A 14,434-nucleotide genomic window follows, 5' to 3' on the forward strand; every position below is an offset into this window, starting at 1 on the left:
GAGAGCACCCTGTCAGGTCAACCACAGTATCGCAACGAATGATCGCTGGCGCTCTGCGCTTATCAAAGACATGACTTGGCGCTGAATAACCGGACCTCAACACCTGCCTTTGAGGCGGGTGCGCCATGTGGCGTACCGCGTCTGTCGAGTGAGACGAATATATCAGTGCGAGACTGCCGCGGTGCCGAGCGCCAGAGCAGCAGGTGAACTTGAAGTTTTAACGCGAAGTGGTTTCAGCCAGGATTGCCTCCAGCCCGTCTATTGTGAACGGCTTCGACAATTGCAATGCATCTGAAATGCCAGATGTCGATCTTGCGCCATCGTCACCACTGGCAAACACGATATGCATGGTCGGCCAGCGCTCCCGAGCCTGCCGCGCCAGATCAGTCCCCGACATTCCCGGCAGACCGACATCCGTCAGCAGGACGTCTATTTTTTCTGCCTCGAGAACGGCAAGTGCCTCTTCGGCCGAGCTGGCTTCAAATACCTCGTGGCCGAGTTCAATGAGCATATCGACTGTTGACATCAGGATAAGCGGCTCGTCTTCCACGACAAGTATTCGTATCTGCGCCAGGGGGGGCACAGGATGACTTTGCATATGTGCTATCTCATCGCGGTCGAGCTGCTCGACCGCAATTTGCTGCTGCCGCGCGTTACTCAACACGTGGCGAACCTTGCGGGCAAGCGCTTCGCGCGTATAGGGCTTGGACAGCAATTCAACGCCTGTATCAAGCCTGCCGCCATGGACGATCGAGTTTTCGGTGTATCCCGACGTGTAGAGAACCGCGATGCCTGGAAAAAGTCCCTTGACCTTTTGCGCAAGTTCCGTGCTCCGCATAGGACCTGGCATGACGACATCGGTAAAGAGCAAATCGACATGCACGCCGCTGTTGACGATTGCAAATGCCGATTGAGCATCGTGCGCCTTCAGCACCCTGTATCCCAGATCGGTCAAAAGCGCGACCGACGTATCGCGCACCCCCTCGTCGTCTTCCACGACGAGAACAGTCTCTGTGCCGCCGCTTGGCGGGATGACACTAACGTCAGCCAGGCTGTCTTCCACTTGCATGGTGCGCGGCATATAGAGCTTCATGCTCGTGCCAAGCCCGACTTCGCTATAAATTCTCAGATGGCCGCCGGACTGTTTGAGAAAACCATAGACCATGGAGAGGCCCAGACCACTTCCTTTGCCTTCGGTCTTGGTGCTGAAGAACGGCTCCAGAACATGTTCGATGATGTCCGGGGATATGCCTGATCCGGTATCGGTCACGGCCACGAGCACGTATTGTCCCGGGTGCACGTCTTCGTGCGCGCGTGCGTAGTCTTCGTCAAGCACAGCATTTGCTGTCTCGATTGTCAGTCGCCCGCGGCCATCCATTGCGTCCCTCGCGTTGATAGCAAGGTTTAAGATGGCGTTTTCCAGCTGTCCGGGATCGATCAACGTATTCCACAACCCGCCAGAAACGACAGTTTCAAGCTCGATCTCTTCTCCCAGTGCCCGGCGCAACATGTCATCCATATTCTGGATCAACTTGCGGACATTGACGACTTTTGGCTCAAGCGGCTGCCGACGCCCAAACGCTAGTAGCTGTGAAGCCAGTTTCGCACCTCGCGCGACACCGGCCAGCGCATTCTGAAGGCGTTGTTCGGCGCGGGCGTTACCGCCGATGTCCTTAGATAAAAGCTGCAGGTTGCCGCCGACAACTTGGAGGAGATTATTAAAGTCATGCGCGACGCCGCCGGTCAAATTGCCCAGCGCCTCCATTTTTTGCGCCTGCCTCAACGCGAGCTGCGCGGTCTCGCGCTCGACCGTTTCTTTCTCCAGTTCCAGAAGCGCGCTCCGTAGTTCGTGGGTGCGCTGCTCCACCCTCTGCTCAAGCGTATGATTGAGGCTCTGTAACTGGTCTTCCGCCCGCTTCTGGTGCGTGACATCGAAACCATCGACGAATATGCCCGTGACATCTCCGGTCCGATCAAAGATGGGCTGATAGATCAGGTTGATGAAGCGTCTGTCAGGCTCTTTTTCATCGTCTCGCTGCAGGGAAACCGGAAGGGAGCGACCGATGTAAGGTTTGCCGGACCGATACACTCCATCCAGCAACTCAAAAAAACCCTGATCGGCAACGTCTGGGAGCGCGTCACGAACGTTTATGCCGATCAATTGACGATGCCCGACCAACTGAAGATAGGCGTCGTTGACGAGTTCGAAAACATGATCAGGTCCACTCAGAATACACATGAAGCTCGGGGCCTGCTGAAACAGGGCCCGCATGCGGTCTCGTTCCGCGGTCCGCTGCTCGACTTCTGAGGAGAGCTGGCGGTTAAGCTGCTCAAGAGCGATAGCGGCTTTCTCTTTGAGTTCAGCCGCCTCGGCCAGCGTGGCCGCCCTTTGCCGTTCCGTCTCGAATGCCTCGGCATTGGCAAGGCGAGATGTAATCTGGCCTGCAACGAGCTTCAGGAAATCAAGATACTCGTCGGTCACGGCGCGGTGAGGATTAAGCCCGCCGATCAATACACCTCTCGGTTTGTCGCTTCCTTGCCCTATCAGGTAAATGATAGCCGCGTGTGTCGCTGCTTTCGACCATGGACCAGAAGGAACATCGGCAATGCGTGACAGGTCGATCACATCGAGGGACTGTTGCTTCCACGTGGTTTCGAGGTCCCAGATATTATCTCCGCAACATATTTCCGGCGGCAACAGCATGTGGTCGTCCGACGCACCACAAACCCATTGGCGATGCGCGTTCCCGTCTACATCAAACAGATACAACGCGCTAAACGGCAGGTCCCGGGAGTTTTCGCTAAGGGCTGCGCGTGACGCCTTGATTACTTCGCTCGACGTTTCAGCAGACGCCAGTCCCGATGCCAGTGCTCGCATCGTCAATACACGGCGCTCTGTTATAACCCGCTCCGTATCTTCGCTGACGGTGCAGAACACGCCTTCAACGTCGCCGTTCTCGCCGATAAGCGGGCTGTAGGAAAAGGTGTGATAGGTTTCCTCGGAATAACCGTTTCGCTGGAGCAGGAGCAGAAGTGCCCTATCCCAAGTCGACTGACCCGTTTCGTATACGGTCGCCAACCTGTCCTTCACATCATCCCAGATTTCAGCCCACAGTATTTTTGTCGGTACACCGAGGGCGTTAGGATGCTTGTGTCCCAGCGTTGGGCGATAGGCGTCATTGTAGAAGAAAGCAATGTCTGGGCCCCAGCCGAGCCACATCTCAAACTTTGACGTCAGCAGGAGACGCAGCGCCACCTTCAACGTTTCAGGCCAGGTGTCAGGCGGTCCGAGAGGGGTACTTGCCCAATCGCGCTGGCGCATTAATTGCGCCATTTCGCCATCGCCTACAAAAATGTCCTTGTAATCGTCCGAAAATTTTAAGGTCATGGCCCTTCCGTGAGAACATCGCATGGCACAATTCGCCATTGATAACGCTCGCCCCGCCAGTTAGTTCTGGGGCTAGTCGGTTTTTGCAACTGGTGGAGAAATGTGACGATGAGCCAGGCGTTGTTGCAGCCTGAATGGAGTGCTGACGATCTCAAACGGGCAATCAAATCGGCCGGGGTCGCTCTCTGGACCTGGATCGTGGATGACGATACGTTCGTGATGGACACCAAAGCCTATGAGCTATGGGACATCGGCGTTGAGACAGACCTTACCTTCGAACACCTGTCGGCGAAGGTCCATCCGGCTGACCGGGATCGCGTGCGAGCGGCGTTTGTTGCTGCCCGGGAAATAGACGGCCCCTTCGAAATTGATTTTCGCATCCTGACGGACGCCTCGGATGTCCGTTGGATTTCCGCGCGGGGCCAAGGCAACGAAGGTGACGCTGCGACCAAGAAAATGAGCGGTATTTTCCTTGATGTCACGGGACGCAAGCAGGCCGAGGAGGGCCATGAGCTGCTTGCCGGCGAGATGAGCCATCGCGTGAAGAACCTTCTCGCCCTGGCTTCCGGCCTGACCCACATTACGTCGCGCGCCACACGGACAAAAGAGGAAATGGCGCAGCAGTTAACGCAGCGCCTGACTGCCCTTGGCCGCGCACATGAACTGGTTCGACCTCTGCCCGACGGTCAAGGAAACGCAGCTTTACTTGGTGATCTCTTTACCGTGCTTCTGGCGCCCTACGATAACGTTGGAGCGTTCGCCGGCCGTATACGCGTCGCGGTTCCGCGCATGGGGCTGGGTGAGAAGGCTGCCACGAGCCTTGCCCTTGTCGTCCATGAGCTGGCAACGAATTCGCTGAAGTACGGGGCGCTGTCGAATGATGTTGGATTGCTGGATATTTCAGGTGCTGTGGTTGAAGATCACGTCGAGATTATCTGGAACGAGCAGGGTGGCGAGACCGCCGAGCCCCCTGCATCGATGGAGGGTTATGGTAGCAAGTTGTTGCACAGAACAGTTTCGGGCCAACTGGGTGGGGCGATCAGTTATGACTGGGTTGAGGGCGGCGTTATAGTGACGCTGAAGTTCAAGGCGAGCTGCCTCACGTCCTGAGGAGTTGTCGCCAAGCTCGTTTGGCGTAGGCATCCATACCCTGAAACAGACGCAAGGGGGAGGTTGAGACTTGGGCGCCGCTAGGTGGCGCCCTCGATGCAGGCTTACCATAGAGAGGTGCGCAATCCGGGCCTGAAGTTTATCAATAGTGATGGTCGGGCAGATGTCGATGTCGTGACATATGTGCTGACAGGGCGAGTGGCCTGCATGCTGAGCACCAGTATCGTCTTTTCAGGTGTAGCTCGCCCGAGGTTTGATTGCGGCCGGCCAGACGCGTCCGACTTGAAATCAGGGCGGGCGAACGTGCCATTTTGCCATAGAGGGGCCCCGTCCTCGTTTTCTTTAATGGCATCGGGAGAATTGCTTTATCGGCCTTTCGTCAGTCGAACGCGGCCTTCGATGTCGGCGAGGTGATGGTCCATCGACTGCTGAGCCTTGCCAAGACAATTTGCCTTAAGCGCCGTGACGGTCATGCGGTGCGCCTCGAACAAGGCTCTTGCGTTCTTCCAGTGCTTTTGAACCTGATCCCCATGATTTTATTCTTCATACACCCGAGAGCGCCGCGACGGGATCGAGCTTGGAAGCATTGCGCGCCGGCAGATAGCCGAAGGCAACACCGATCAGCGTCGAACAGACAAAAGCGGCGATGATCGACGTTGTGGAATAGACCATGGCGAAACTGCTGCTGAAGGCGGAAAAAACCGCACCGAAGGCAAGGCTGCTCAAGACCCCGAGCGTGCCGCCGATGATGCAGACAAGCACCGCCTCAATCAGGAACTGCCGCAGAATATCGGTGCGCCGTGCGCCCACCGCCATGCGCACGCCGATTTCCGACAACCGTTCAGAAACGGAAACGAGCATGATGTTCATCACCCCGATACCACCGACAAGAAGCGATATCACTGCAATGGCTGCGACCAGAAGCGTCATGGTCTGCGTGGTGCTGGTGATGGTCTGGCGGATATCGTCGGTATTGAGGATATAAAAATCCCGCGTGCCGTGGCGTTGGGTCAGAAGCGTTGTCACCGCCTGCTCGGCAATCGCGGCGTCGGTATCATCCGCCACCTGCACCGTGATGCTGCGCAGCGACAGGCTGCCAAGGAAACGGGCCTGGACGGCGGTATAGGGCAGGTAAAGCGATAGATTCTGGCTTGAACCAAAACCGCCCTGCTGCGCCTGCGTGACGCCGACAATACGCGCCGGCACCTTGCCTATGAGAATGACCTGACCGACCGGGCTGCCATCGAAGTCCGCAAACAGCGATTTGCGGGTATTCTCATCGATCACCACGTCCTGGGCCCTTTGCGCGACGCTCGCGGCATCGAAAAAGCGCCCTTGGGACAGCTTGGTACCCTTGGCGATGAAATATCGCTCACTGACACCGTTGACCAGCGCATTCGCCTCCTTGGCGCCGAAACGCACGGTGCTGGAGGTCGAGACGGTGGGTGTCACCGCCGCCACATAGGACTGCTTGGCCAGCACCTCGGCGTCGGAAACAACAAGCGTGGTGATCTTGCCCGACCTTATGTCGCCGAAATCCTTGCCGGCGAAAATTTCCAGCGTGTTGGTGCCAAGGCTGGATATATTTTCCAGTACGCGCTGTTGCGACCCCTGCCCCAGCGCCACGACGCTAATGACCGAGGCGATGCCGATGATAATGCCGAGCATGGTCAGGAAGGTGCGCAGCTTGTGCGCCCGCATCGACAGCAGCGCCATGTGCAGGGCTTCGCGCAGCGAAGAAAAAAGACCGGCGATACCAGACATCCCGCCGGAAACGGCGGCGGCCCGGGTTTCCTCCCGCGGCGCGGCGGCCTTCTCCGACTTACGGTCGGAGATGATCGTCCCGTCACTGATTTCGATGACCCGTCCCGCACGCCTGGCAATCGACATGTCATGGGTGACGATGATGACGGTGCGGCCTTCGGCATGCAGCTCATCGAGAATGCGCAGCACCTCGTCACCGCTGGCGCTGTCGAGCGCGCCGGTCGGCTCATCGGCGAGAATGATCTCGGCGTCGTTCATCAGGGCGCGGGCGATGGAGACACGCTGCTGCTGGCCGCCCGAAAGCTGGCCGGGACGATGAGCGAGGCGTTCGGCCATGCCGAGACGGCCGAGCAGTCTTGCGGCACTACCTCTGCGTTCGCCTTGCGACTTTCCGGCATAGATCGCCGGAATTTCGACGTTACCAAGCGCCGTCAGTTCAGCCAGCAGATGGTAACGCTGGAAGATGAAGCCGAGATTTTCGCGCCGCAGTGCCGAAAGCGCGTCCGCATCGAGATCACCCGTTTCCCGGCCCCTGATGCTGTAGCGTCCTGAGGTCGGCCGGTCGAGGCAGCCGAGAATATTCATCAGCGTCGATTTGCCCGATCCGGACGCGCCGACGATCGCCACCATCTCGCCAGCCTCGATGGCAAGGTCGATATCCTTCAGCACGCTGATCGTGCCTTCGCCGGAGGGATAATCCCGCCGCACGGATTTAAGCGAAATCAGGGGTTCGGTCATGATTTAAAACCCCATCGGCGGGCCACCCGGCCCCGGCATGGCGTTCGTGGCGGTTTCAGCCGAGCGCTCGCCGGTCACCACGCGTTCGTTCTCGGCAAGACCGGAGCGCACTTCCGCCGTGACCTTGTTGTTCAGCCCGATTTCGACCTTGCGGTCGGAAATCTTTCCACTGGCATCAACAACGCGCACGGCGTAGCCGCCTTTGCCATCCATGCCGCCGAGGGCCGAAGCCGGAATGGTCAGCACGTCCTTCGCTTCACCAAGAACGATATGAACCTCCGCCGTCATATAGGTACGCAGCTTGCCGTTCGGGTTCGGCACCTCGAACACGCCATTATAATAGATCGCTTCCGACGACGACGTGCTGGAAGAAGATGAACTGGACGATGTAGAAGTCGAGGAACTGAAACTGGAATCGCTGCGCACCGATTCCGGCGCAGGTTCTATGGAAGCGAGCGTCGCATCGTAGCGTTGCTGCGGCTCGCCTAGCACCGTGAAATAGACCGTCAAGCCCGGTTTTACCCGCGTCACATCCGCTTCGGAAATTTCCGTGCGCACCGTCATGCGGTCCAGTTGGCCGAGAATGACGATGGTCGGTGCCGATTGCGTGGCATTGACGGTCTGCCCCTCCTGGCTGACGATCGACAGAACCGTGCCTTCGATGGGAGCGGTGATCTTCGTATAGCCAAGATTGGCCTCGGCTGTTTCGACAGCAACCTGCGCTTCCTCGATCTGCGCATCGATGGCCTTGATCTGCGCCTCGGTGACGGCGAGCGCCGCGGTGGCGCTTTCGAAATCGGCACGGGAGGCGGCGTTCTTGGAAACCATTTCCTGCTGGCGGGCAAGGCTCTGGCGGTTGAGAACAAGCGTCGCCTGTTTCTCCACCCGCTGCGCCTTCACATTGGCAAGCGCCGCCTGCGCGGTGCGCAGGCTGTTGGTTTGGGTGACGGAATCGATCTCGGCGACGAGATCGCCAGCCATCACCGTGTCTCCCAGCGTAACCTTGACGGAGGTGATGCGGCCGGAGGCCTGCGCGCCGACGGCCACAAGGCGGACAGGCTTCAGCGTTCCGGTTGCCAGAACCGTCTGTTCGATATCGCCGCGCGTCACCTGCGATGTGATGTAAGCGGGCGTGGCGGCCCGGGAATATTGCGAGGATAGCCAGAAGCCTCCCGCAGCGAGAGCCGCAATCGCCAGCAATGCGCCTGCCTTGCGTGCCGTTTTCATCTTTTTGTCCTGTCCGGCCGGTTTATTTGAAGTAGGAAACCGGTGTCATGTCACGTTTCACGAGGACGAAACCCTTGTCTGCTTCGATCCATTCATAAGCGGCGGCGGAATTTCCGGCGGCCTTCTTCCGGCACGCATTGCGACGACGCTCGGAGCCGGGCTTTGCGCGCTCATCCGTCTTGCAGACGGGCTGCCGCTGTTTTTCTTCCTGCCGCGATTTCGCCGCCGGGGTTTCAATCACCCTGTCCCTGGCGGCAGCGACCGACCAGGCGAAATTGAGGCCGAAGACCGTCGCCAGAACCACGTAAAAATATCTCATCATCATCTTCCTGATTTAAAACTGCGCGGGGGATCGCAGGCGAGCGATCCCCCGGCTCCGGTCGTTGCCGACCGATTTCCTCCTCTACTGGGGGGCAGATCAAAGGAGGAAACTTCAAAAATTCAACTCAGCCCCGGTCCACCTCGAGAACAGGCGGACGCATGTCGCCATGCGGGGGATCGAAGCAGTCGTCCGGCATAGGTCCGTGGCGCGGGCCGGGAGGCGGTGGCATCAGGGCGCGTTCGAGTTCGGCAAGCCTCAGCACCTGCTGCGGCGAAAGTTTCGGCTTCAAAGTGGCAACCGCATCCTGCAAGGCTTTCGCCTGCTCAGCCTTTTTTGCCATGATGCCGGCCAGTTCCTCGCCGGCAAGACGCGGCTCCGGCCGCGCGGCACCCGGTCCCTTCGGCGGCGAAGGTTTGCGATCCGGGCCGGGCGAAACGAGATCAATCAGCGCCGTGGTGTAGGCCCGCCAGGAGCCGAGCTGTTCCGGTGTCACACCGAGATAGATTTCGGCGGCCGAAAGTCTCATTGCCAGCCCGAGGATATCCGGACCCGGCATATTGTGGATATGTGGCGGGGGTCCCTGATCGGGACCACGATCCGGGCCGAGATCTGGACCGGCGGGCGACGCGGCCTGCTCCGTTGCAAGCGGTGCCGGACCATTCTGCTCGGCGGCCTGCGAGATGGTGGAACCGCTTAGAACTGCTGTCGCGATGACGGCGGTAGCCAGTAGCGAGTGTCTCATCTTACCTTCCTTCCGTTTTCCAACATGAAAGGACGATAGGAGCGTTTCGTTTCCGGCCTTGGTCCGAATGTTTCCGGTCCTCTTCCGCAATGGGCCGATTTGTAACCGAATGTTGCCAGAGTTGCCCCGGAAAGCTTTCGTTGCAAAAATCCGCCGTTTCTTTTCGCCGCTTATGTATAGTGGCATCAAAAGGTTGGGCGATATGACGACGGTTTCAGTGACACATATATTGATCGTTGATGACGATCCGGAAATACGTACATTGCTTGCGAAATATCTCAGCTCGCAGGGGTTTCGGGTCTCGATGGCGGCCGACAGGCGCGAGTTCGAGGAGCGTATCTCAAGCTCCGATCCCGATCTCATCGTGCTCGATGTGATGCTGCCTGACGGTTCCGGCCTCGATATCTGCCGCGATCTGCAGGGCCGGCGGCCACGCACACCGGTCATTCTGCTCACCGCACTCAAGGAAGATGTGGACCGGATCGTCGGGCTGGAAATCGGTGCCGATGATTATCTCGGCAAACCCTTCAACCCGCGTGAATTGACAGCGCGTATCAAGGCTGTGCTGCGCCGCGCAACACCGCAGGAAGCACCGGCTCCCTCCGCAGCCGCCTATGGTTTTGCGGATTTCACCGCCGATCCTGAACAACGCTCGGTCATTCACGCCGGCGGCAAGCAGATCGAACTGACAGGAGCGGAGTTCGATCTTCTGAAAGTCTTTCTCGACAGGCCCGGCCGACTTCTTTCCCGCGACCAGCTTCTTGATCTGACGCAGGGCAAGGACCGGGGACCGTTTGACCGCTCCATCGACGTGCTGATGAGCCGGTTGCGCAAGAAGCTCGACGCCGATACGCGGACACCAATCTTCAAGACGGTGCGCAATGGCGGCTACCAGATGACGGTTCAGGTAAAAACCCTGTCGGTGCAGCGATGAATTCGCTCCGCAACCGCATCGCGGCCCTGCTGATCTCCTCCATTGTCGCTGTCATCGCGCTTGCGACTGTCGTGGCCGATCGCACATTGCAACCGCCGCCGCCGGACGCGACCATCGAGCCCCTGGCACGCAGCCTCGCTTTTGCGGTGATCATGGCGGAACGCGATCCCTCCGTGCAGCAACCCGGTTATTTCCGTATCGAACAGAAACCGCCGGAAGGCGATCTGGACGGGATGCTTTCAGAATTTCTGGAAAAGGCGCTGGCACGCGTCGGAGAACCGCGCACCGCAATGGTAATTCGCTCCTCGGGAAGTCCCGCCCCCGTGGCGGCTATCGCTCTGGAAAAAGACGGATGGCTGGTTGCTGAGATTCCGCATATGGGTCCGCCTCCGGGCGGCTGGAAGATTTTCGGCATGTGGATCGGGCTGATCATCCTCGGCAGCGCTGCGGTTTCAATCTTTGCCGCAACCAAGATCACCCGCCCCCTCGACATGCTTGAAAATGCCGCCGCCAGCATTGGCCCCGATGGTTCGCTGCCGCACTTGCCGGAAACTGGGCCGGGCGAAATCCGCGCAACGGCGCGCGCACTGAACGAACTCACCACCCGCCTGAAGGCGGCGATGGAAAGCCGCATGCGCCTCGTCGCAGCCGCCGGCCACGACCTTAGAACCCCGATGACCCGCATGCGCCTCAGGGCGGAATTCATCGAGAATGACGAAGAACGGGCCAGATGGTTGGCGGATCTCCAAGAACTGGACGCCATTGCCGACAGCGCCATCCTGCTGGTGCGGGAAGAGGTCAGCCAGGACAGCGTCAAGACGATAGACCTCGGCGCGCTTCTCAGTGAAATCGTCAGCAATGTTTCCGATCTCGGTCACGCCAGCGCTCTCCACTTCATCGCGCCGGAAGCCGCCATGACCATCCAGGCCGCACCGCTCGCGCTCAAGAGAGCCTTGAGCAACCTCATCCTAAATGCCGTCACCCACGGCAAAAAGGCGCATATCGATCTGAGCGGAGATGATCGCGAAATCGTCGTGACAATCAGGGATGAAGGCCCCGGCATTCCGCAGGAACTGATTGGGCGGGTCTTCGAACCCTTCTTCAGGGTGGATCTCGCGCGTCGCAAATCGATCCCCGGCGTGGGGCTTGGTCTCGCTATTGCCAGGGAGATCATTGAACGCTTCGGCGGCAGTATCGAACTTGTCAACGGCCTTCCAGCGGGTTTGATCCAGACTGTGAAACTTATCAGATTTGAGGGAGAATCGCCGACTCAAACTCCATCAAATAAGGGATAGCTGCTAGATTTTTTCATTACATCCCGGCGGTTCCTCCACGTATATCCATTTCTTTCGTGCGCGGTTCACTATGCTGGCCGGCGGAAATGTGAGCTCGAATCCGTCATCGCCACTGTCCTGGTCATATCGACTGCCGATGTGTCTGCGGCCCTCATTTGAGACATCCATGAGCGTGGCATTGGGTCGTCAATAACTCATGAATCTGGCCGCTCGGTGTTATGGTGACTTTGTAACGGTGCAAGGAACGAGCGATAGTCTTGCAATGGCCGGCGGCAACATGGCCGCATATTTGCAATAGGGTCGCCTGACTAACTCCCGCCTTGTGAGAGATCTCCGCCGCCGGCACACCTTCCAATCCCTTTAGACCCGGAATGAACTGCTCGAGTGCATTGAGATCAAAGCTGCCGTGTTCGATATCCAGCACGACTGCACCCTACCCGATGGAAGAAGCAATTTCTGCGGCGGCCATGTTTGGTCCGGAAAGCCAGACGGCCGATTTGTGTCCGGGATCCTGATTTGAAAGAAAAAGGTCGTCGCATTTGTCCAAGGGCGCTGACATGAACGATTTCGTCGGCTTCTTGTCGCGTCAGATGGTTGAGCAAAGATGGAACTGCATTCTGTCTCTGCGGTTCCTTCGGGCCGCGCTCGTGATTTCTACCCTCGGTGTCATTCAACAGTATTGCAAAACCGGGCGGTATAATCTGTCTTAAAAGTGCTCTCGCTTAGTCCGCCCGGTCTTTTCGCGGCCCGATGTCAGTCCAGCCGATCTTTAATGGCCCGCGTTACGATATAGGTGAAGTAGCGCTGGATGCCGATTTCCATGGCGAGCATCCGGTCGACGAGACGCTGATAACTGTCGATGTCAGTGGTTTCCACGGTCAGGAAATAATCGACGCCACCGCCACCGACCAGCAGGACACAATTTCCGCTATGTCAGTGACAGCGCTCTCGAAGCGTTTGAAATCCGCATGGCGATGGCTGGCCAGTATTATTTCCATCAGCACCCGAACAGGCAATGGCTGTTCTGCCCTCGATATGCGGGCGTGATAGCCGGTAATCACCCCCTGTGTCTCAAGCCTTTTCAACCGCGCCCAGGCAGGGGTGGCCGACAGGCCAACGGCCTCCGCCAGCGCCTGTTTGGTCAGGCGTCCATTGCGCTTCATGGCCTCGATAATGCGCAGGTCTATTGCATCCAGTTTCAAGTTTTTCTCCATGAGGCCGCCGCAGACAGTTGCGGCAGGCGTAATGTGGGTGGCTCGAACATGTTTTAATAATGCACATGGAAACATACTTGACTATGATTTTTACATATGAAATGTTTTTTGCATAAACATAAAACAAGAGGGCGAACTTATGTCACTGTCGAAACCGGCCTTGCGTGCATTATGTGCATTTGCGGCCCTGGCTCTTCCCGGATTGTCCGTAGCCAATACGCTGAACGTGCAGATTACCGCTGATATCAGAAGCTCCCAACCGGGCATAAATCGCGATGCCGGCACGGATTCCGTCATGCTCAACGTGGTTGAAGGACTGGTTGCTGCAGGTGAAAAGGGCGAAATTCGTCCGATGCTGGCCAAGGAATGGACGGTATCCGACGATGGCAGGACATATACATTTACCCTGCGTGACGGCGTGAAATTCCACAATGGCGAGACGATGACCGCTGCCGATGTGCAGTGGAGTCTCGAAAAACTCATTCGTGATCCGGAATTCAGCTGCAAGACCTTCTTTGATGGCAGTCGTGACGCCAAGGTGGAAACAATCGAGGCAAAGGACAACACAGTTGTCGTGACGCTCGATCGTCCCGATGCGATGTTCCTGAACTATATGGCGCAGGCGCAGTGCGGCTCCACCGGTATCGTGCACCGTGCTTCATTCGGAGATGACGGTAAGTGGAAAGCGCCAATCGCCACAGGCCCGTTTGAGTTCGGCGAATGGAGGCGCGGACAGGGACTGACACTGAAGAAGTTCACAGACTATTCCATTTCAGGCGAGCAGCCCGACGGTTACGGCGGTCGCAAGGAAGTCCTTGTTGACGAGGTGAAATACGTTGTGGTGCCCGACACTGCAACGGCAGTCGCTGGTCTTAAAAGTGGCGCGCTGGATGTGCTGCCCTACCTGCCGCCAGGCGAAGCCGCAAAGCTGAAGGACGAAAAGGACTTCAACATTGTTGCGGCTCCTCACGGTGGCCTTGTGACCATGCTATTCCAGACCGCTGATCCGTTGATGTCGAAGGTCGAAATGCGCCAGGCGGTCATCGCCGCGCTGGATACACCGCAGGTCGTCGATTCCGTAACTTACGGACTGGGTGTTCCCAACAATTCGCTCGTTGCATCCGGCTCGCTTTATCATACGGCAGCGCATGACAAGGGTTACACCTATGACCCTGATGCCGCGAAGGCACTGTTGGCCAAGGCTGGTTACAAGGGCGAGAAGATCAATATTCTCACTAACCGTCGCTCGGCCATCAACTACGATACTGCAATCATCGCGCAGGCCATGTTGCAATCCGCCGGTATCAACGCGGAAATCGAAGTCCTTGAGTGGGCAAGCCAGCTCGACCGCTTCAACAGCGGCAAATACCAGATCATGGCATTCAATTATTCCAACCGTACCGATCCGGCGCTCGCCTATCAGACGGTTGTCGGATCGAAAGCCGAAAAGGCCAATGCTGTCTGGGATGAAGCTGATGTCAGCAAGCTCGTCAATCAGGCGCTGCAGGAAACCGAACAGGCGAAACGTCAGGCAATCTTTGATGATCTGCATGCCCGTTTTCTGGAGCAGGCACCGTTGGTGATGCTGGCCAATGGCCTCGATGTCGGCGTGTCCGGCCCGAAGGTAAAGGGATATCGCACCTGGCAGGGCTTTGCCCGCTTCTGGGGCGTTGAGAAAACCCAGTGAGAATGACTGGCGG

At 57.9% G+C, this 14,434-nt stretch carries 10 protein-coding genes and 2 pseudogenes; 4 read left to right on the plus strand and 8 right to left on the minus strand.

Going from position 1 to position 14,434, the window contains the following annotated elements; genetic code table 11:
- Positions 1-217: 217 nt before the first annotated feature.
- The gene (locus tag PL640_RS22775; RefSeq protein ID WP_271363689.1) at positions 218-3,334 is read right to left on the minus strand and encodes a hybrid sensor histidine kinase/response regulator; all 3,117 of its coding nucleotides are present in this window, start codon (positions 3,332-3,334) and stop codon (positions 218-220) included.
- Positions 3,335-3,496: 162 nt separating this feature from the next.
- On the opposite strand from PL640_RS22775, the gene PL640_RS22780 reads away from it, so the two are divergent.
- Positions 3,497-4,498 (plus strand): sensor histidine kinase, encoded by a 1,002-nt coding sequence (locus tag PL640_RS22780; RefSeq protein ID WP_271363630.1) that lies wholly within the window; start codon positions 3,497-3,499, stop codon positions 4,496-4,498.
- Between the two features lie 365 nt (positions 4,499-4,863).
- Here PL640_RS22780 and PL640_RS22785 read toward each other — a convergent pair.
- The 5 genes and pseudogenes from PL640_RS22785 to PL640_RS22805 form a co-directional block, all read right to left on the minus strand.
- Positions 4,864-4,977, minus strand: a pseudogene (locus PL640_RS22785) (GntR family transcriptional regulator); the annotation flags it as partial.
- A 64-nt stretch (positions 4,978-5,041) separates the two neighbouring features.
- On the minus strand, positions 5,042-7,000 hold the full coding sequence (locus PL640_RS22790) for a MacB family efflux pump subunit (protein ID WP_271363631.1): 1,959 nt from the start codon (positions 6,998-7,000) through the stop codon (positions 5,042-5,044).
- A 3-nt stretch (positions 7,001-7,003) separates the two neighbouring features.
- Positions 7,004-8,227, minus strand: coding sequence for an efflux RND transporter periplasmic adaptor subunit (locus tag PL640_RS22795; RefSeq protein ID WP_271363632.1), 1,224 nt, complete (start codon positions 8,225-8,227; stop codon positions 7,004-7,006).
- 22 nt (positions 8,228-8,249) lie between these two features.
- Positions 8,250-8,546 carry a hypothetical protein gene (locus PL640_RS22800; protein WP_271363633.1) on the minus strand — a complete coding sequence of 99 codons (297 nt, stop codon included), beginning with the start codon at positions 8,544-8,546 and terminating at the stop codon, positions 8,250-8,252.
- Between the two features lie 127 nt (positions 8,547-8,673).
- Positions 8,674-9,291, minus strand: a complete 618-nt coding sequence (locus PL640_RS22805) for a hypothetical protein (RefSeq protein WP_271363634.1) — start codon at positions 9,289-9,291, stop codon at positions 8,674-8,676.
- A gap of 202 nt (positions 9,292-9,493) precedes the next feature.
- On the opposite strand from PL640_RS22805, the gene PL640_RS22810 reads away from it, so the two are divergent.
- Together PL640_RS22810 and PL640_RS22815 are read left to right on the plus strand one after the other, a co-directional pair.
- Complete coding sequence (locus PL640_RS22810) at positions 9,494-10,225, plus strand: response regulator (protein ID WP_271363635.1); 732 nt, start codon at positions 9,494-9,496, stop codon at positions 10,223-10,225.
- The gene (locus PL640_RS22815) at positions 10,222-11,520 is read left to right on the plus strand and encodes a sensor histidine kinase (RefSeq protein WP_271363636.1); all 1,299 of its coding nucleotides are present in this window, start codon (positions 10,222-10,224) and stop codon (positions 11,518-11,520) included. The genes PL640_RS22810 and PL640_RS22815 overlap by 4 nt, the downstream gene beginning before the upstream one ends.
- A 151-nt stretch (positions 11,521-11,671) precedes the next feature.
- Here PL640_RS22815 and PL640_RS22820 read toward each other — a convergent pair whose 3' ends face one another.
- A complete protein-coding gene (locus PL640_RS22820; RefSeq protein ID WP_271363637.1) occupies positions 11,672-11,944 on the minus strand; it encodes a hypothetical protein in 273 nt (90 codons plus the stop codon).
- Positions 11,945-12,273: 329 nt separating this feature from the next.
- Positions 12,274-12,722 (minus strand): annotated as a pseudogene (locus tag PL640_RS22825) (Lrp/AsnC family transcriptional regulator).
- Between the two features lie 151 nt (positions 12,723-12,873).
- Here PL640_RS22825 and PL640_RS22830 point away from each other — a divergent pair.
- Positions 12,874-14,421 (plus strand): ABC transporter substrate-binding protein, encoded by a 1,548-nt coding sequence (locus PL640_RS22830; RefSeq protein ID WP_405049205.1) that lies wholly within the window; start codon positions 12,874-12,876, stop codon positions 14,419-14,421.
- The last annotated feature ends 13 nt before the right edge of the window (positions 14,422-14,434 follow it).

This window comes from Agrobacterium sp. ST15.16.024 (genome assembly GCF_027956545.1).
Lineage (GTDB): Bacteria > Pseudomonadota > Alphaproteobacteria > Rhizobiales > Rhizobiaceae > Agrobacterium > Agrobacterium cucumeris.